Here is a 17,635-nt window from a genome sequence, read left to right on the forward strand (position 1 = left end):
CGTCAACGCATACAACGACAGAGCCGAGCCCTTCGTCTGGACCAAGAAAAAGGTCCGTCAACGCCGTTTCAAAGGCCGCCGTATCACTCAGCTCTGATTCCGGGTACTAGCTTGCGTTTGTTGCGGGGGCTTTTCCGCGCTAGGCTCCCGCCCGGGGTTTCCCAATCGCCAGTGGCTTGCCGATGAATCTGCTCGATCCACAAGGGCCGGTGGCTGTCGCCAACAGCACCATCCTGGTTGATTCCGTCTTCATCATGCTCGTGATCGTGGTGCCGACCATTTTCGCGATCTTGGCCTTTGCGTTCTGGTTTCGCGCGTCCAATCCGAGAGCACGTTACCAGCCTGACTTCGTCTATTCCGGCCGCGTCGAGATGGTGGTGTGGGCGATCCCCGCGCTCACCGTGATCCTGCTCGGCGGCGTCGCCTGGATCGGCTCGCACCAGCTCGATCCCGCTGCGCCCGTGCCGGGCACCGGCAGTCCGGTCCGCATCCAGGCGGTCTCGCTCGACTGGAAATGGCTCTTCATCTATCCGGACCAGCGCATCGCCACCGTCAACACGCTGACGGTGCCGGCCGGCGCCGAGCTGAATTTCCAGCTGACGTCGTCGAGCGTGATGAACGTGTTCTTCATCCCGCAGCTCGGCAGCATGATCTACACCATGAACGGCATGGTGACGCGGCTGAACCTGCGCGCGGACAACGAGGGTAAGCTTCAGGGTCTGTCGGCGCATTTCTCCGGCGACGGCTTTCCCGACATGATGTTCGACGTCAACGTGATCTCGCCGCTCGCCTTCCCGGATTGGGTCGCGACCACGGCGAAGACCGATGCGGTGCTGAACGAGGAGAGCTACACGAAGCTGATGCAGCAGGGCATCGAGAAGAACAGGCTGACCTTTCGCCTGGACGATCCCCGTCTGTTCGACCTGATCGCAACCCAGCACATTCCGCCAGGGCCCGGCCCAGAGCTGCTCTCCGATGCCGGCCGTCCCCACAGTGGAGGCCACGATGCTCGGTAAACTCGATTGGTCGGCGATCCCGTTCGGCCAGCCGATACCCCTCGTCGCGGGTGCCGTGGTGCTGGTCGCGATCCTGGCCGTGTTGATCTGGGTCGTGGTCAAGGGGCACCTGCCTTATCTCTGGCACGAATGGATCACCAGCGTCGATCATAAGCGCATCGGCGTGATGTACATCCTGCTGGCTTCGGTGATGCTGCTGCGCGGGGGCAGCGACGCCATCATGATGCGGATCCAGCAGGCGATCGCCTACCAGTCGCAGGGCTATCTCCCGCCCGAGCACTACAACCAGATCTTCTCGGCGCACGGCACCATCATGATCTTCTTCACGGCGATGCCGTTCGTGATTGGGCTGATGAACCTGGTGGTGCCGCTTCAGCTCGGGGTGCGCGACGTCGCCTTTCCCACGCTCAACTCCGTCGGCTTCTGGCTGACAGCGACCGGCGCGCTGCTGGTCAATATCTCGCTCGTGGTCGGCGAGTTCGCGCGCACCGGCTGGCTGGCTTTTCCGCCGCTGTCGGAACTGTCCTATTCGCCAGGCGTCGGCGTCGACTATTACGCGTGGTCTTTGCAAATCTCCGGCGTCGGCACGCTGGTCGCCGGCATCAACCTCGTCACCACCGTGCTGAAGCTGCGCACCAAGGGCATGAACTATCTGCGCATGCCGATGTTCTGCTGGACCACGCTGGCCTCGAACCTCCTCATCGTCGCGGCGTTCCCGATTCTCACTGCCACGCTGGCGATGCTGCTGCTCGACCGTTACCTCGGCTTTCACTTCTTCACCAATGAAGCCGGCGGCAACGTCATGATGTTCATGAACCTGATCTGGGCCTGGGGGCACCCGGAGGTCTATATCCTCGTATTGCCGGCCTTCGGCATCTTCTCCGAGGTGGTGTCGACCTTCTCAGGCAAGGCGCTGTTCGGCTATCGCTCGATGGTGCTTGCGACCATGGCGATCTGCGTTATCTCCTTCATGGTCTGGCTGCACCATTTCTTCACGATGGGCGCAGGCCCCGACGTCAACGCCATCTTCGGCATCGCCAGCATGATCATTGCGATACCGACGGGGGTGAAGATCTACAATTGGCTTTTCACGATGTATGGCGGCCGCATCCGCTTTGCGACGCCGATGCTGTGGGCGGTCGGCTTCATGGTCACCTTCATCATCGGCGGATTGACGGGCGTGCTGGTCGCGGTGCCGCCGGCCGACTTCATGCTCCACAACAGCATGTTCCTGGTGGCGCACTTCCACAATGTCATCATCGGCGGTGTGCTGTTCGGCGCCTTCGCCGGCTTCGAATACTGGTTCCCGAAGGCGTTCGGCTTTCGTCTCGACGAGCGCTGGGGCAAGGCCGCGTTCTGGTTCACGTTCCTCGGCTTCTACGTCACCTTCATTCCGCTCTATATCGCCGGCATGCTCGGCATGACCCGGCGCATGCAGCACTACGACGTCGCGGCCTGGCGGCCATGGATGTTCGTGGCGGCCGCCGGCATGGCGGTGCTGACGATCGGCGTGATCTGCCAGATCGTGCAGCTCGTGGTCAGCATCCGCAACCGCGAGGCCCTGCGCGACCGCACCGGCGATCCCTGGGACGGCCGCTCGCTGGAATGGGCGACCTCGTCGCCGCCGCCGGTGTTCAACTTCGCCTTCTATCCGGATGTGCGCGGCGAGGATGCTTATTGGGATCAGAAGGCCCAAGCCAAGCAGCAGCAGCTCGAGCATGATCGGCCGGAGTATCAGGATATCGAGATGCCCAGGAACTCGCCGACCGGCTTCGTCTGCGCGTTCTTCGCCACCATCATGGGCTTCGCGCTGATCTGGCACATCTGGTGGATGGTGATCCTGGGCGGCATCGGCGCATTCGCGACCTTCGTCGTGTTCGCCTGGCGCGACCATGACGAATACGTCATTCCGGCCGACGAGGTCGCAGCGATAGACCGCATCAATCTCGAGGAACGGCGTAGCCTCGTCAGCATGGCGGGAGCGCTCTGATGTCGATGACGGCGACCGCCGGCCGCGCACATGCCGACCCCCACCACATCGGGCTCGTCGTCGAGCATCCAGGCCCGGCATCGAAGCGCATCGTGACCGCCTACGGCTTCTGGGTCTTCCTGCTCTCCGATATCGTGATGTTCTCCTGCTTCTTCGCGGCCTATGCGGTGCTGTCCGGCCAGACCGCCGGCGGCCCCAGCGGCTCGGAGATCTTCGAGCAGAGGAATGTCGCAATCGAGACGGTCTGCCTGCTGCTGTCGAGCTTCACATGCGGCATGGCCAGCATTGCCGCCGACGTGCGCAACCGGTTCTGGTTCTATCTCGGCATGACCGTAACCTGCGTGCTCGGACTGATCTTTCTCACCATCGAGTTCCGCGAGTTCGCCGACCTCGTCGCACGCGGCTATGGCCCGTCGCGCAGTGCGTTCCTGACGTCGTTCTTCTCGCTAGTGGGCTGCCACGGCCTGCACGTCTCCGCCGGCATATTGTGGCTGCTCACCATGATGGCCCAGGTGTTCGCAAAGGGCTTTCGCGCCGACGTCTTGCGCCGGATGATGTGCTTTGCGCTGTTCTGGCATGCGCTCGACATCGTCTGGGTCGGGGTCTTCTCCGTCGTCTACCTGCTTGGGAGTGCCGTATGAGCGATCAGACGCATGTGCGGACCGGACACGATCTCGCACCGGGCGAGGAAGAGCAACACAGCGTCGGCGAGCGGGTGCTCGGCTATGTCGTCGGTCTCGGCCTCGCGCTGCTGCTCACGGCAACGTCATTCTTCATCGCCGGCACCGACCTGGTCTGGCAGCCATCGATCCCCGTCGCTCTGATCGTGCTGGCGATCGCGCAGATGGGCGTGCACCTCGTGTTCTTCCTGCACATCACGACGGGGCCTGACAACACCAACAACGTGCTGGCGCTCGCCTTCGGCCTTCTGGTCGTCTTCCTGGTCGTCGGCGGCACCGTCTGGATCATGGGCCATCTGAACGCGAACATGCCGCCGATGGATCAGATCATGCCGATGCGGAAATAGGGCGCACAAAAAAGAAGAGCCGCTCGTTGTGACAAGCGGCCCAAGTCTAGGGAGGAAACGCCCGAGCAAAGCAATCGGACCGAAGCCGGATTGCTGCCAAGGAACGCTCGCGCAAAGCGCTTGCGTACATATTAGATGTAGCAACCACCGAGAGAGTTCAATTCCGGATCAATACTGTCTCCCGCTACCGCTCACATACTCGTGACGAGCTTCCTCATTTCGGCCGGCGGCAATTGTAGGCCTTGCGGAAGCCGGCGGCCTGCGCGTCGTCCTCCGAGCAGAACCAGCGGTCCGGCTTGGTGGTCGCGGGATAGCTCGGGCAGCCTCTTAAGTGATAGATGCCGATATTGCCGGTGACGCGTGCGCGCACGGCGAGCTTGCCCTTGATGCTGCAACTCGGCGGCATGGTCAGCTCCTCGGGGAACAGCGCCGCGCGGATTTCCTTGTCGCGGTCGGCGCGGCAGGCGGCGCCGAGCAGCGCGCCGTCCCTCTTGCCCATGCGGAATTCTTGCGGCGCAACAAAGCAGCCTTTCCAGATGCCGGCTGACGCGGTTTTGGCATCGGCTGCGGCGGACTTGACGTTCGCCTTGATCGGCTCGCGGGCGATGGCATAGCCAAGCTTGACCAGCTGCTCGTTCAACGAGACCTTGTCGCCCTCGGCGGTGCAGATCGCCCGGTGCCGTTTGCCGAAGCTCTTTTCCGGCCCGACATCGTCACAGCGCACGGTGCGTTTGTTGATCAGCTTCGCCAGCTGGTCGCGGGCCTCGATGCCGCAGGTCCAGGGATCGGCGTGATCGTCGATGCAGACCTGGTCCAGCTCGGGCGCGTCGACGCCGTCGAGGCGGTAGGTGACGTCGCCGAGCTGGATCGAATTGGCGTCCCGAACGGTCGCGGCCGCCGTCAGCGCGGAGGCCGGCCCGGAAGAGGCCAGAAACCCGGACAGAGCGAGAAACGAAACAAGCGCGAAGGCGCGGGCGGCGGCAAATGAATTCCTAAAGGACATAACGTCTCGCTATCGATGGCTCTGGCGCCTCGTTCCTAGCATCCGGAGGTCGCGATACCAATGGTCTGCGCCCTGCGAAGTGCGACATTCGCGGGCCAGCCTTTACTGACCGGCCGGTCTGCCCCTATCGTTCGGCACGATCAAAAACCTGCGTAGACCGAATCGCCCTTGAAGCGGCGAGGGCGGGAGGAAGAAAGTTCGATGAAAGACCCCGTGGACGTCCTGATCATCGGCGCCGGCGCTTCAGGCGCCGCGATCGCGTGGTCGCTGGCCGAGACCAAGATGCACATCCTCTGCCTGGAGCAGGGCGGCTGGATGAACCAGGCGGAATATCCCAGTACGAGCCGCGACTGGGAGGCCAAGTTCTACGGGGAGTGGTCGTCGAGCCCGAATGTCCGCGGCCGGCCCGAGGACTATCCGATCAACGACGACAATTCGCCGATCAAGGTCGTCAACTACAACGCGGTCGGCGGCTCGACGGTGATGTACACCGCGCACTGGCCGCGGCTGCATCCCTCCGATTTCAAGGTGAAGACGCTCGACGGCGTCGCCGACGACTGGCCGATCGACTACGACGCGCTGACGCCGTTCTTCGAAGAGAACGACCGCATCATGGGCACGTCAGGCTTGTCGGGTGACCCGCTCTCGCCGCTGACGCATCCGCCGATGCCGCAGCAGCCGATGGGATTGTCCGGCGCCATCATCGGCAAGGCCATGAACAAGCTCGGCTGGCACTGGTGGCCGTCGGACACGACGGTTGCGACCACCGACTATGAGGGCCGCGCGCGCTGCATCAATCTCGGCCATTGCACGCCGGCCTGCGCGCAAGGCGCAAAATCCTCGACCGACATTACCTATTGGCCGCAGGCGATCCGTGCCGGCGTCGAGCTGCGCACGCATTGCCGGGTACGCGAGATCACCACCGACGAGAACGGCATGGCCTCGGGCGTGGTCTATTACGACAAGGACGGCATCGAGCAGTTCCAGCCGGCGCATGTCGTCATCATCGCCTGCAACGGCGTCGGCACGCCGCGGCTGCTGCTCAACTCGGCATCCAACCGCTTCCCGCACGGTCTTGCCAATTCGTCGGGCCTCGTCGGCAAGAACCTCATGTTCCATCCCTATGCGCAGATCTACGGCTATGTGAAGGAGCTGACCGACAGCAACCGCGCGCCGCCGACCTGCCTGTGGAGCAAGGAATGGTATGACACCGACCTGTCGCGCGGCTTCGTGCGCGGCTACGGCGTCCAGTTCGTGCGCGGGGCAGGGCCGGTGTTCGAGGCTGTCGTCAGCGAGCAGAGGGGCATTTTGCCGTGGGGCGCGGATCATCACCGCGTCTTCCGCAAGCTCAATGGCCATCGGCTGGGATTCTCCGCGATCTGCGAGGACCTGCCGGAGGAGCACAATCGCGTCACGCTCGATCCTGTCCTGAAGGACAGCCACGGCATTCCGGCGCCGAAGATCGACTACACGATCAGCGAGAACAGCCGGAAGATGATGGAGCATGCGCTTGCCCGCGGCCGCGAGGTTCTGGAAATGGCAGGGGCGACCGACATCTGCGTCAACTCGCCGATCCCGTGGGGCGGCTGGCATCTGCTCGGCACCGCGCGGATGGGCACCGACCCCGAACGCTCCGTCGTCAACGAATGGGGCCGCACGCACGACGTGAAAAATCTCTTCATCGTCGACGGCAGCATCTTTGTCACCTCGGGCGGCGTGAATCCGACGTCCACCATCCAGGCCCTCGCGCTCTACATCGCCGACCAGATGAAGCAGCGCCTCGCAAACTTGTTCGACTGAGGCCGTCATGTCCGCAGACAATCAACTTACCCGCGCCCAATGCAACGATCTCCGCACCATCGCTGCGATGATCGTGCCCGCCAGCGACGAGTACAAGGTGCCCGGCGCCGACGACCCCGCGATCCAGGCCGATATTCTGACGACGCTGGGCCGCGACGCCAAATTGGTGGCGGCGGCGATGGACCATCTGGCCCGGCTCGCAGGCCAACCGCTCGCCGAGCTCGATGCCGCCAGGCGCGATGCGGTGGCCCAGGAGTTCCGCAGCTCCGGCGGCGCGGCTGCCGCAACGCTCGTCCGCGTCGTCCTGCAATGCTACTACCGCGATGACCGGGTGCTGCGCTCGCTCGGGCTCGAGCTGCGCGCGCCCTTCCCCAAGGGTTACGTGCTCCCCGACGGCGACTGGTCGCTGCTCGACCCGGTCAAGGCGAGGGCGGGCACGCTGCGGCGGGCGCCCTAGCCACTTTGGTAGGTCACGCGCTGGCAGCCCAGCCTTGCGCCCCAGGCGGGTCCCTTGCGCTGGCAGGAACAGGCCACCATCTGTGTGAGCCTCAAGGACTCTTGCCATGCTGGATTTTACCTCAGACATCGTCGATGACGCCGCGTCATCGCGAGCGACAGCGTCTGCCCCGGTCGATGACCGGGCCCTGCTGGACGCCTATTCCAATGCCGTGATCGACGTGACCGACCGTGTCGGTCCCGCGGTCGTGCGCGTCGAGACTGGGCCAAAGGTGCCGAACGGTCGCGAGCGCGGCGGGCTCGGCTCCGGCATCGTGATCTCGCCGGACGGGCTCGTCCTCACCAACAGCCACGTGGTCGGCTCCTCCAGGGAGATCCGGCTGCGGGACGTCGAGGGCCATGTCGGTGACGCCCGGGTGCTCGGTGTCGATCCCGACACCGATCTCGCGCTGCTGCGCGCCAACGGCGTGCGCGACTTGCCCTATGCCGCGCTCGGCAACTCCAAGACCCTGCGGCGCGGCCAGCTCGTGATCGCGATCGGCAATCCGCTCGGCTTCGAATCGACCGTGACCGCCGGCGTGGTCTCGGCGCTGGGGCGCTCGATCCGCTCGGTGAGCGGGCGCACCATCGAGGACGTGATCCAGACCGATGCTGCGCTCAACCCCGGCAATTCGGGCGGGCCGCTGGTGTCGTCGAATGCCGAGGTGATCGGCATCAACACCGCCATCATCAACGGCGCGCAAGGCATCTGCTTCGCGGTCGCCAGCAACACCGCGCAGTTCGTGCTGTCGGAGATCATCCGCCACGGCTATGTCCGCCGCGCCTATATCGGCGTCGCTGGGCAGACTGCACCGGTGCCACGGCGGCACGCGGTGCTGGCTGGCGTCGACAACAAGATGGGCGCGCTCTTGATGCAGATCGAGCCTGACGGACCGGCGGCGAAGGCGGGCCTGTTGCCCGGCGACGTCGTCATCAAGCTCGACGGCGTCGAGATCAACGGCGTCGACGATCTGATCCGCGTGCTTGACCGCGACCGGATCGGCCGGCGGCTCGCCATGGACGTGCTGCGGCTCGGCCGCTTGCGGGCGATCGATATCGACCCGATCGAGCGTAAGCCGGCGCGCTAGCGTTGGTGCCTCCGGGCGAGGTATGACGGTGTCATGCCTCGTTCCCGGACCCTTGCCGCATGATGCCGGCGCATGAGACCTACGATGTCATTGTCGTCGGCGCCGGTGCCGGTGGCATGACGGCTGCCGCGGTGGCCGCCGCTGAAGGCTTGCGCGTGCTGGTGATCGAGAAGACGGCGTTCGTCGGCGGCACCACCGCCTGGTGCGACGGCATGGTCTGGATCCCCGCCAATCCCAAGATGAAGGACGTCGGGCTGTCCGACAGCATCACGGACGCGGTCCGGTACCTGTCGAGCACGGTGCCGGAGCCTGCCAATGCGGGCTTGCGCGCCGCCTTCCTCGCGCGCGGGCCGGAGGCGGTCGCCTATCTCGAAGCCAACACGGAAGTGCGCCTGCAGCCGGTGAAAGCCTGTCCGGACTGTTATCCGGAGCGGCTGGGCGCAACATCAGGCGGGCGCGTGCTGGAGCCGGTCGCGTTCGACGGCACCCGGCTCGGCGCGCCCTTCGCGAGGCTGCGCGCGCCGCTGCCGGAGTTCACGCTGTTCGGCGGGATGATGGTCAACCGCCTCGACATCCCGCATCTGCGCCGGGCCGGAAAATCGTTGCGTTCGACCCTGCGCGCGGCGCGGCTGGTTTCGGAATACGCGTTGCAGCGGCTGCGCAATCGGCGCGGCACGACGCTGCATCTCGGCAACGCGCTCGCGGCGCGGCTCTATGCCTCGCTGCTGGCGCGGCAGGTCGAGATCCTCTTCTGCGCCGATGTCGAGGACCTGTCGATGCAGGGCGATCGCGTCGGCGGCGTTGTCATCCGCCACGGCTCCCGCGACCGCCTGATCGCCGCGCGCCGCGGCGTGGTGGTCGCGACCGGAGGCTTTTCGCACGACGCTGTGTTGCGCAAACGCTTCTTCCCGGCCGCGGCTGGTTTCGTCTCGGCGGCCAGCACCGCTGGCACTGGCGACGGGCTCCGGCTTGCGGCCACGGCCGGTGCCGCGCTCAACACGGAGGCGACGAGCCCGGCCTATTGGGTGCCGGCCTCGCTGTTCCGTCGCGCCGATGGCAGCCGAGGCGTTTTTCCGCATACGGTGACCGACCGCGCCAAGCCCGGCGTGATCGCCATCAACGCGGCCGGCCGTCGCTTCGTCAACGGGGCGCAGTCGCACCATGAGTTCGTGCTGGCGATGTTGTGCGACGGCAATGGCGAGCCGGACCGGCCGTTTTATCTCGTCTGCGACCGTCAGTTCCTGTGGAGCTATGGCCTCGGTCGCATCAAGCCGTTTACGCTCAACCTCCGGCGCTATGTGGCGGGCGGCGAGTTGCTCAAGGCTCCCGACGTCGCGCAGCTCGCGGCGAAGATCGGCGTCAATCCGTCCGTGCTCACGGCGACGATCGCAGGTTACAACGTTGATGCGAAGCAGGGCCGCGATCCCGAATTCGGCCGCGGCAGCACCATCTATCAGCGCCACCTCGGCGATGCCACCCACAAGCCCAATCCTTGCGTCGCGCCGATCCTCCGCGCGCCGTTCTTCGCGATGCGCATCCATCCGGCCGATCTCGGCACGGCCATCGGCATGAAGGTGGATGCCCAGGCGCGTGTACTGCGCGAGGACGGCACGCCGGTCGCGGGTCTCTACGCTTGCGGCAACGACATGGGCTCGGTCATGAACGGGAATTATCCGGGACCGGGGATCATGCTCGGGCCCGCGCTGACGTTCGGGTATATCGCGGGGCGGCATCTGGCGGAGGGGAGTGTGACTGCGCCTGCTGCGGGTGTGTCAGCGCCGGTCTAGCCACCTCCACCACTGTCATGCCCCGCGAAGGCGGGGCATCCAGTACGCCGCAGCCTATCGATTTAATCACTACTGTCTCGGAGTACTGGATCGCCCGCCTTCGCGGGCGATGATAGCTGGGAAAGTGGCGTCGACTGAGCCTTCACTCCGCCGCAGCCGCAAAGCGGCTGTTCTCCAGCTCGGCCTCCAGCCGCGCTGTCTCGGCCGCCGCCAGCTTGATGTTGGCTTCCTTGACGTGGCCGAAGCCGCGGATCGTCTCTGGCACGCGCGCAAGCCGCGTCAGCAGCGGGATCTGCTCCGCCTTCAGCCCGGACATCCGCTGATCGATCATGCCGAGATAATCCGCGACCAGCTTCCGCTCGGTCCGGCGCTCCTCGGTGCGGCCGAACGGGTCGAACGCGCCGCCCCGCAGGAACTTCAGCTTGGCGAGAACGCGGAAGGCGTGGACCATCCAGCCGCCGAACTCCTTCTTCTGAAGCTGTCCGGTCGTCTTGTCGCGCTGCGCGAAGATCGGCGGGGCGAGGTGGTATTTCAGCGTGAAGTCGCCGTCGAACTTCTCCGACACCTTCTTGGCAAAGCTGCCGTCGGTGTAGAGGCGCGCCACCTCGTACTCGTCCTTGTAGGCCATCAGCTTGAACAGGTTCTTGGCCACGGCCTCGGTCAGCTCCGTGGAGGCGCGCGAGGCGACCATTTCCGCCTTGCGCACCTTGGCGACGGCCGCGAGGTAACGGTCGGCGTAGGCCTTGTCCTGATAGCCGGTCAGAAACTCCGCGCGGGTCGCGATCACGTCGTCGAGCGACTTCGTCGGTGCGGAAGCGCGGCTCTTGAACTGCAGGACGCTGCGCACGCGCGACATGTCGTGGGCGGCCAGCCGTCCCCAGGTGAAGGCGAGCTTGTTCATCTCGATCGCGGCGCCGTTGATTTCGATAGCGCGGAGCAGGGCCTCCAGCGACAGCGGGATCGCGCCCTTCTGGAAGGCGAAGCCGAGCATGAAGGGATTGGTCGCGATGCTATCGCCCATCAGGGCCGAGGCAATGCCTGTCGCGTCGATGATGTCGAGGTTCGTGTCGCCGACGGCGTCACGCAGCACGGTCTGCATCGTGCCCATCTCGAAGTCGAGATCCGGGTTTTGCACGAAGCTCGCGGTCGGCTGCAGGTCGGCGTTGATATAGGCCTTGGTCACCCCGCGTTCGGCGCGGCTGAGCGCGGAGGGACCGGCCGAGACGATCATGTCGCAGCCGAGAATGACGTCGGCGCCGCCGGTGGTGATGCGGACGGCAGAGATATCCTCCGGCCTCCGTGCGATCCGGACATGGCTCATCACCGCGCCGTTCTTCTGCGACAGGCCGGTGAAGTCGAGCGCCGAGCAGCCGCGGCCGTCGACATGGGCGGCCATGCCGAGCAGCGCACCGATGGGATGACGCCGGTGCCGCCGATGCCGGTGACCAGGATGTTGTACGGCGCCTCGAGCTCGCGGGCAGGAGGCAGCGGCAGGTCGGCGAACAACTGTCCGGAATCGACCGCCGACGTCTTCATCCGCTTCAGGCTGCCGCCATGCACGGTGACAAAGCTCGGGCAGAAACCTTCGACGCAGGAAAAGTCCTTGTTGCAGTTGGACTGGTCGATCTGGCGCTTGCGGCCGAATTCGGTCTCCAGCGGCTGCACCGAGACGCAGTTGGAGGCCTGCGAGCAATCGCCGCAGCCTTCGCAGACGAGCTCGTTGATGAAGGCGCGTTTTGCGGGATCGGGATAGAGCCCGCGCTTGCGGCGGCGCCGCTTCTCCGCGGCGCAGGTCTGGTCGTAGATGACGACCGTGAGGCCCTTGATGTCGCGCAGCTCGCGCTGCACGGCATCGAGCTCGCGGCGGTGATGGATGGTCGCGCCCTGCGGGAAGTAATTGCCCTCAGGGTACTTGCTGGGATCATCGGAAACGATGGCCAGGCGCTTCACGCCCTCGGCCCAGACCTGATGCGCGATCTGCGCGACGTTAAAGGCGCCCTCGGCCGGCTGGCCGCCGGTCATCGCGACGGCGTCGTTGTAGAGGATCTTGTAGGTGATGTTGATGCCCGCGGCCGATGCCGCGCGAAGGGCGAGAAGTCCGGAATGAGTGTAGGTGCCGTCGCCGAGGTTCTGAAAAATGTGCTTCTCGGTGGTGAAGGGCGACTGGCCGATCCAGTTCACGCCCTCGGCGCCCATATGCGAGATCAGATCGGTGCGGCGGGTCGGCATGCTCAAGGCCATGCCGTGGCAGCCGATGCCTGCCATGGCGCGGCTTCCTTCGGGCACGCGGGTCGAGGAGTTGTGCGGGCAGCCCGAGCAGAAGAACGGCGTACGCGCGAGCTTGATCTGCGTACCCGATGTGACGGGATTGTCGAACGCCTCGAGCCGGGCGAGGCGTTGCTCCAGCACCGGGCTGTGATGTCCGAGCTTGCGTAAGCGTGCCACCAGCGCGCCCGCGACGATGGTCGGAGTCAGCTCGCCTTCGCTCGGCAACAGCGGCGCGCCCCTCTCGTCGCGTTTTCCGGTGACCGTCGGCCGCCTGGAGGCATCGATATTGTAGAGGATGCGCATCAGCTGGTCTTCGATGAAGCCGCGCTTCTCCTCGACCACCAGCACGTCCTGAAGTCCTTCGGCGAAACGCTTGGCGCCGCCCTCTTCCAGCGGCCAGGTCAGTGCGACCTTGTAGATGCGCAGGCCAAGGTCCTGCGCGTCCTTGTCGGTGATGCCCAAGTCGGCCAGCGCCTGGCGGAGGTCGAGGTAGGCCTTGCCGGTCGCGACGATGCCGAGCCGGGCCGGCTTGGAATCGAGCACGATGCGGTCGAGCTGGTTGGCGCGGGCGAAGGCCTGCACGGCGGCCATCTTCGGGCCGAACAGGCGCCTCTCGGCGTCCAGCGGCGGATCGGGCCAGCGGATGTTGAGGCCGCCGGGCGGCATCTCGAAATCATCGGGCAGTTTGATCTGGATGCGCTCGGGATCGCTGTATATCGACGCCGAGCTTTCCACGGTCTCGCTGATCGCCTTGAAGCCGACCCAGCAGCCGGAGAAGCGCGACAGCGCGAAGCCATAGAGGCCGAGGTCGAGATAGTCCTGGAGCGTTGCGGGATTGATCACGGGGATCAGCGCCGCGGCGAACACCTGCTCGCTCTGATGCGCCAGCGTCGAGGACTGGCAGCCATGGTCGTCGCCGGCAAGCGCGAGCACGCCGCCATTGAGCGAGGTGCCGGCTGCGTTGGCATGCTTAAGCGCGTCGACCGAGCGGTCGACGCCGGGGCCCTTGCCGTACCAGATGCCGAACACGCCATCGACCTTGGCGCCGGGGAACAGCCCGACCTGCTGGCTGCCCCAGACGGCGGTTGCCGCCAGGTCCTCGTTCAGGCCGGGGACGAAAGCGATGTCATGCTGCTGGAGGTGCGACTTTGCGCGCCACAGCGCGTGGTCGTACATGCCGAGCGGGGAACCGCGATAGCCCGAGATGAAGCCGCCGGTGTTGAGGCCCTGAAGCCGGTCGCGTTCGCGCTGCAACATGGGCAACCGAACCAGTGCCTGCGTGCCGGACAGGAAGATCCGCTTCGATTCGAGCCGGTATTTGTCGTCCAGCTCGACCTGCATCAGCGTCATTTCAGGAGTCCTCGTCTCTGGTTCGGCGTGGGGGTTTGCGCTGCGGGAGGGATAGCGGTGGCGCGACGCGAATTGTGACAGTCAAAGGCATGGGCCGGCGAAGTCAATACGGCTAGCCGCATCCGTGGCGCTCCTGCTAGTCATGGCTGCCTGTGGAGGACACCATGGCTGCAAACGCATCGACACCGAGATGACAGAGACGGCCGAGGCGCTGATTGGCCCGTGGCGCCAGCCGCGCCAGATGCTTCACGCGCAAGTCTACGACGCGCACGCCTCGATCCACGACGATGCCACGGCGCAAAAGCTCGGCTTCAAGGGCGGCACCATCGAAGGCCCGACACATTTCAGCCAGTTCGCCCCGCTCGGCGCGCGGCTGTGGGGGCAGGCCTGGTTCGAGAGCGGTTGCCTGTCCGCGCATTACCGCAACGCCTGCTTCGAAGGTGAGGAGGTGCAGGCGATGCTGTCGAAGCCGCTGCCCGGCACGAGCCAGTGCCAGATCCAGATGGTCAAGCGCGACGGCACCGAGGTGCTGCGCGGCACGGCCTCGGTCGGCGAACCGCACGCGGCAACCGCGCTCGAGGCGCGCCTCACCGAGCTCAAGCCGCTCGCCGATCCCGTGATCCTGCGCGATGTGAAGGTGGCGCAGACGAGCAAACGGCAGGCGGTGCGGATGGCGTTCGACCAGAACATGGGCGACCTCTATCCGTTCTCCCTGAGGCAGAAGCTCGCCGTCATCACCGAGAACTCGCCATATTATTCAGGCGCCGACAATCCGTGGGGGAAGGCCATCATCCCGATGGAGATGTTGAGCGTACTCTTCCAGTACCGTTCCAAGGACGATCCGCTGCCGGCGAAGGGGCCGGCGGTCGGCCTGTTCGCGGATCAGGAGATCAGGCTGATCAAGGGGCCGCTCTTCGTCGATGAGGAATACGAAATCGAGCGTGAGGTTGTCGCGCTCTCCGGCAGCCGCCGCACCGAGAGCGCCTGGGTGAAGACCCGCGTGTTCGACAAGACGGGCGCAGTGGTCGCGACCATGCTGCTGAACATGGCGACGCTGAAGGATTCGTATGCGCCGTATGAGATGGAGTATCGGCAGCTGTACGGCGCGGGGCGGTAGGCGCGAGCCGTGACTTCGCCTCTCCCCGTAAGAACGGGGAGAGGGAGAGGAAAGAGCGTCGCCCCGGAATGACGGCGAGTGAGTCCGTCGTCGCCCGCTCATCCTTTAAGCAACTGCACGTCGCAAAGCCGTCGCACAGGGAATAAGCAGCCGTCAGCCGCTGACGTAACCTTCTGAGTGCGCAGCAAATTCCCTCGCGGCCTGTGCCCCACCGCTATTGTACACAATGGCACGGCGTTTGCAGAACTCCTGGTAACGAGAGTTCTCGCGGGGGCCTTGAGTTATGTTGAACTCAACCAAGCCGACACTGGGCGTCATCAGCGCCGAGCCCGAGCCGATCAGGCTCGACTGGCCTGCCACCGCGCTTCTTATCATCGACATGCAGCGCGATTTCATGGAGCCCGGCGGCTTCGGCGAGACGCTGGGCAACGATGTCAGCCAGCTCGCGCGCGCGGTGAAGCCGATCGGCGCTGTGCTGAAGGCGGCACGTGACACCGGCATGCTGGTGATCCACACCCGCGAAGGGCATTTGCCCGATCTGTCCGACGCGCCGCCCGCAAAAGTCGAGCGCGGCGCGCCGTCCCTGCGCATCGGCGATCCCGGCCCGATGGGGCGCATTCTCATTCGCGGTGAGGCCGGCCACGACATCATTCCCGAGCTTTATCCGCTCGACAGCGAAGTCGTGATCGACAAGCCCGGCAAGGGTGCGTTCTACGCCACCGAGCTCACGGATGTGCTGGAGAAATACGGCATCGAGAACTTGCTCGTCTGCGGCGTCACAACGGAAGTGTGCGTCAACACCACCGTGCGCGAGGCCAACGACCGCGGCTATCGCTGCGTCGTCATCTCCGACGGCTGCGCATCCTACTTCCCGGAATTTCACGAGATGGGCCTGAAGATGATCAAGGCCCAGGGCGGCATCTTCGGCTGGGTCGCGGACTCAGCCGCAGTCTTGGAGGCAATGAAGATTTCGACCACGCAGGGGTAGCATCATGAGCACATTGACGGGGACGGCCGGCAAATCTGATCTGAGCAAGTCCGAGTTCAAGCCGGCACTATGGACATCGGGCGACTGGAACGCGTTCTTCGGCTTCGGCACCAACATCCTTGTCAACATGCTGGTGCTCACGGGCCTGCTGCGCTTCGTTTTGAAGATGCCCGATAGTCTCGTGTTCGGCCGCATCCTGCCCGCGCTCGGGCTGATGATGTGCCTCTCCACCTTCTACTACGCGTATCTCGCCTATCGGCTGGCGCAGAAGACGGGCCGCAACGATGTCTGCGCACTACCCTCGGGCGTCAGCGTACCGCACATGTTCATCGTCACCTTCGTGATCATGCTGCCGATCACGATCAAGACCGGTGATCCGCTCAAGGGCTGGTCGGCTGGCCTGGTCTGGGTGTTCTTCCAGAGCTTTATCCTGATGATCGGCGGCTTCATCGCGCCGTTCATCCGCAAGATCACGCCGCGCGCAGCGCTGCTCGGCACGCTCGCCGGCGTCTCCGTCACCTTCATCTCGATGCGGCCTGCGTTAGAGATGTACATGACTCCGCAGATCGGCCTGGTCTGCTTCGCCATCATCCTGGTGAGCTGGTTCGGCGGCGTGAAATATTGGCGCGGCATTCCCGCGGGCCTCGTCGCGATCGCGGTCGGCATGGTCATCGCCTGGGGCTCGAACCTGTTCGGCCTCGGTCTCGGTGGGCTGAGCGTCAAGGGCGTCGGCGACGCTTTCGCGAACTTCGGTTTCTCGGTGCCGATCCCGGCGGTGGGCTACGTCTTCTCGGGCTTCGAGTTCCTGGGCATAATCCTGGTTACCGCCATTCCGTTCGGCATCTACGACCTCGTCGAGGCCATGGACAATGTCGAGAGCGCGGAAGCGGCCGGCGACGAATATCCGACCACGCGGGTACTCACCGCCGACGGCGTCGTCAGCCTGATCGGCTGCCTGATGGGCAACCCCTTCATCAACGCCGTCTATATCGGTCATCCCGGCTGGAAGGCGATGGGCGGCCGCATCGGCTATTCGGCTGCGACCGGCATCATGGTGGTGGTGCTGGCCTGGTTCGGCATCATCTCGGTGCTGCTGGCACTCGTGCCCGTCGTCGCGATCTCCCCGATCCTGCTCTATATCGGCATGCTGATTGGCGCGCAGGCGTTCCAGACCACGCCGGTCAAGCACGCGCCCGCGATCGTGCTGGCGCTGACGCCGCATCTGGCCGCCTGGGCCAAGCTCCAGATCGACACCATGCTGGGCTCGACCATGAATGCGGCGGCGACGGTCGGCGGCATGGCTGCCGACAAAGCCGACGCGGTCAAGGCCGCGGCGATCGCAGCATTGCCACAGCAGGGCGTGTTCTATCACGGCTTGGAGGTGATGGGCGGCGGCTCCATCCTCGGCGGCCTCGTTCTCGGTGCGATCGGTGTCTTCATCATCGAACGCGACTTCGAGAAGGCCTCGGCCTTTGCGCTGGTCGGTGCCGTGCTCACCTACTTCGGCTTCATGCATGGCGAAGCCGTCGGCATCGGCGGCGGCTTCGGCGTCACGCCCGCGGTGGCGTTCGCCTACGCGGTGATGGCGGCAGGACTGTTCGCCGCCAGCAGGCTCGGCGCTACCGAGCACTACGCAGCCCATCCGGAGATGCACGCCGCGCCTGCGGAGTAGGTCTCGGAAAACATGAAACGCAGCCGGGCGATGT

The 17,635-nt window shown here is 65.1% G+C and carries 12 protein-coding genes and 1 pseudogene; 11 read left to right on the top strand and 2 right to left on the bottom strand.

The genetic code is table 11. From position 1 onward, the window contains the following. Nucleotides 1-182 precede the first annotated feature (182 nt). From QJT78_RS31190 to cyoD, 4 genes are read left to right on the top strand one after another with little or no spacing between them, the layout of a single operon-like run. Entirely contained in the window at nucleotides 183-1,016 is an 834-nt protein-coding gene (locus QJT78_RS31190; protein ID WP_028150140.1) for a ubiquinol oxidase subunit II, read from the top strand. Next, complete coding sequence (gene cyoB / locus QJT78_RS31195; RefSeq protein WP_028150139.1) at nucleotides 1,006-3,006, top strand: cytochrome o ubiquinol oxidase subunit I; 2,001 nt, start codon at nucleotides 1,006-1,008, stop codon at nucleotides 3,004-3,006. The genes QJT78_RS31190 and cyoB overlap by 11 nt, the downstream gene beginning before the upstream one ends. Further along, nucleotides 3,006-3,647: a cytochrome (ubi)quinol oxidase subunit III gene (locus QJT78_RS31200; RefSeq protein WP_028150138.1), complete on the top strand. Its 642-nt coding sequence runs from the start codon at nucleotides 3,006-3,008 to the stop codon at nucleotides 3,645-3,647. Before cyoB ends, QJT78_RS31200 begins: the two co-directional genes overlap by 1 nt. After that, nucleotides 3,644-4,033: a cytochrome o ubiquinol oxidase subunit IV gene (gene cyoD, locus QJT78_RS31205; RefSeq protein ID WP_028150137.1), complete on the top strand. Its 390-nt coding sequence runs from the start codon at nucleotides 3,644-3,646 to the stop codon at nucleotides 4,031-4,033. The genes QJT78_RS31200 and cyoD overlap by 4 nt, the downstream gene beginning before the upstream one ends. A gap of 214 nt (nucleotides 4,034-4,247) precedes the next feature. Here cyoD and QJT78_RS31210 read toward each other — a convergent pair whose 3' ends face one another. Next, complete coding sequence (locus tag QJT78_RS31210; RefSeq protein WP_038943624.1) at nucleotides 4,248-5,036, bottom strand: thermonuclease family protein; 789 nt, start codon at nucleotides 5,034-5,036, stop codon at nucleotides 4,248-4,250. A gap of 201 nt (nucleotides 5,037-5,237) precedes the next feature. Between QJT78_RS31210 and QJT78_RS31215 the strand changes: the two genes are divergently transcribed. From QJT78_RS31215 to QJT78_RS31230, 4 genes are all read left to right on the top strand, one after another. Further along, nucleotides 5,238-6,836: a GMC family oxidoreductase gene (locus tag QJT78_RS31215; protein WP_028150135.1), complete on the top strand. Its 1,599-nt coding sequence runs from the start codon at nucleotides 5,238-5,240 to the stop codon at nucleotides 6,834-6,836. Nucleotides 6,837-6,843: 7 nt separating this feature from the next. Next, nucleotides 6,844-7,293, top strand: coding sequence for a hypothetical protein (locus QJT78_RS31220; RefSeq protein ID WP_028150134.1), 450 nt, complete (start codon nucleotides 6,844-6,846; stop codon nucleotides 7,291-7,293). A 106-nt stretch (nucleotides 7,294-7,399) separates the two neighbouring features. After that, a complete protein-coding gene (locus QJT78_RS31225; protein ID WP_038943622.1) occupies nucleotides 7,400-8,419 on the top strand; it encodes a trypsin-like peptidase domain-containing protein in 1,020 nt (339 codons plus the stop codon). Between the two features lie 59 nt (nucleotides 8,420-8,478). Further along, nucleotides 8,479-10,206 (top strand): FAD-dependent oxidoreductase, encoded by a 1,728-nt coding sequence (locus tag QJT78_RS31230; protein ID WP_038952413.1) that lies wholly within the window; start codon nucleotides 8,479-8,481, stop codon nucleotides 10,204-10,206. A 142-nt stretch (nucleotides 10,207-10,348) separates the two neighbouring features. On the opposite strand, the pseudogene QJT78_RS31235 reads toward QJT78_RS31230, so the two are convergent. After that, nucleotides 10,349-13,824: pseudogene (locus QJT78_RS31235) on the bottom strand (indolepyruvate ferredoxin oxidoreductase family protein). Nucleotides 13,825-14,014: 190 nt separating this feature from the next. Between QJT78_RS31235 and QJT78_RS31240 the strand changes: the two are divergent. The 3 genes from QJT78_RS31240 to QJT78_RS31250 all read left to right on the top strand — a co-directional run bounded on the left by QJT78_RS31240 (nucleotide 14,015) and on the right by QJT78_RS31250 (nucleotide 17,601). After that, nucleotides 14,015-14,941 (top strand): hypothetical protein, encoded by a 927-nt coding sequence (locus QJT78_RS31240; RefSeq protein WP_038943620.1) that lies wholly within the window; start codon nucleotides 14,015-14,017, stop codon nucleotides 14,939-14,941. Between the two features lie 283 nt (nucleotides 14,942-15,224). After that, a complete protein-coding gene (locus tag QJT78_RS31245) occupies nucleotides 15,225-15,929 on the top strand; it encodes an isochorismatase family cysteine hydrolase (RefSeq protein WP_038943619.1) in 705 nt (234 codons plus the stop codon). A gap of 4 nt (nucleotides 15,930-15,933) precedes the next feature. Further along, the gene (locus QJT78_RS31250) at nucleotides 15,934-17,601 is read left to right on the top strand and encodes a hypothetical protein (protein ID WP_028150130.1); all 1,668 of its coding nucleotides are present in this window, start codon (nucleotides 15,934-15,936) and stop codon (nucleotides 17,599-17,601) included. The last annotated feature ends 34 nt before the right edge of the window (nucleotides 17,602-17,635 follow it).

The organism is Bradyrhizobium sp. Mp27, assembly GCF_029953005.1.
GTDB classification, from domain to species: domain Bacteria; phylum Pseudomonadota; class Alphaproteobacteria; order Rhizobiales; family Xanthobacteraceae; genus Bradyrhizobium; species Bradyrhizobium barranii.

Bases quoted from the DNA above. Each gene is read 5' to 3' on its own strand.
- QJT78_RS31190 (WP_028150140.1), top strand. From the start codon at position 183: ATGAATCTGCTCGATCCACAAGGGCCGGTGGCTGTCGCCAACAGCACC.
- cyoB (WP_028150139.1), top strand. From the start codon at position 1,006: ATGCTCGGTAAACTCGATTGGTCGGCGATCCCGTTCGGCCAGCCGATA.
- QJT78_RS31200 (WP_028150138.1), top strand. From the start codon at position 3,006: ATGTCGATGACGGCGACCGCCGGCCGCGCACATGCCGACCCCCACCAC.
- cyoD (WP_028150137.1), top strand. From the start codon at position 3,644: ATGAGCGATCAGACGCATGTGCGGACCGGACACGATCTCGCACCGGGC.
- QJT78_RS31210 (WP_038943624.1), bottom strand. From the start codon at position 5,036: ATGTCCTTTAGGAATTCATTTGCCGCCGCCCGCGCCTTCGCGCTTGTT.
- QJT78_RS31215 (WP_028150135.1), top strand. From the start codon at position 5,238: ATGAAAGACCCCGTGGACGTCCTGATCATCGGCGCCGGCGCTTCAGGC.
- QJT78_RS31220 (WP_028150134.1), top strand. From the start codon at position 6,844: ATGTCCGCAGACAATCAACTTACCCGCGCCCAATGCAACGATCTCCGC.
- QJT78_RS31225 (WP_038943622.1), top strand. From the start codon at position 7,400: ATGCTGGATTTTACCTCAGACATCGTCGATGACGCCGCGTCATCGCGA.
- QJT78_RS31230 (WP_038952413.1), top strand. From the start codon at position 8,479: ATGATGCCGGCGCATGAGACCTACGATGTCATTGTCGTCGGCGCCGGT.
- QJT78_RS31240 (WP_038943620.1), top strand. From the start codon at position 14,015: ATGACAGAGACGGCCGAGGCGCTGATTGGCCCGTGGCGCCAGCCGCGC.
- QJT78_RS31245 (WP_038943619.1), top strand. From the start codon at position 15,225: ATGTTGAACTCAACCAAGCCGACACTGGGCGTCATCAGCGCCGAGCCC.
- QJT78_RS31250 (WP_028150130.1), top strand. From the start codon at position 15,934: ATGAGCACATTGACGGGGACGGCCGGCAAATCTGATCTGAGCAAGTCC.